General features: G+C 63.1%; 1 pseudogene. It reads left to right on the top strand.

Annotated elements, in window-relative coordinates:
• Nucleotides 1–545, top strand: a pseudogene (locus F6Q13_RS20045) (MFS transporter); the annotation flags it as partial.

Below are 545 nucleotides of genomic sequence, written 5' to 3'. Positions count from 1 at the left end.
ACTTTCGCTAATTCAACAGCGTGTCACGCCAAGTTGCGTGCAAAACCGGGGCTAGGTGCCACCGCTTCACTTGTCGGTGCGGTCGCCCGCTTGCTCTACCCGATGGCCAACGCCAAATTCGGCTGCCGTGACTGGGCGGTGCTCTCGTCTCTGCTGCTGGTCATTCCGATGTCGGGAGCCATTGTGCTGCTGGCTCATCCCGGCCTGCCGCTGTGGCCCTACCTGCTCTGCGCGGCACTCAACGGGCTGGGGGCAGGGAACTACTCGTCATCGCTGGCCAACTCGGAAGCCTTTTACCCGCAGCGACTCAAGGGCTTCGCACTGGGGCTCACCGGCGGGATCGCTAACCTCGGTTCGGCGTCGATTCAAGCGGTCGGGCTGGTGTCCCTGGCCGTCGCCGGCAACCTGGCGCCGTACTGGGTCTGCGCGATCTATCTACTGCTGCTGGCCATCGGTGCGTTCGGAGCGGCGCTGTTCATGAACAACCTCGACTACCGCATTGAGATGACCCACTTCAGGTCGATCCTTCCGCTGCCGGACACATG

Source organism: Mycobacterium sp. (assembly GCF_008709575.1).
Lineage (GTDB): Bacteria > Actinomycetota > Actinomycetes > Mycobacteriales > Mycobacteriaceae > Mycobacterium.
Note: the sequence above shows the minus strand (reverse complement) of the source record. Positions and strands in the feature narration are given on the sequence as shown.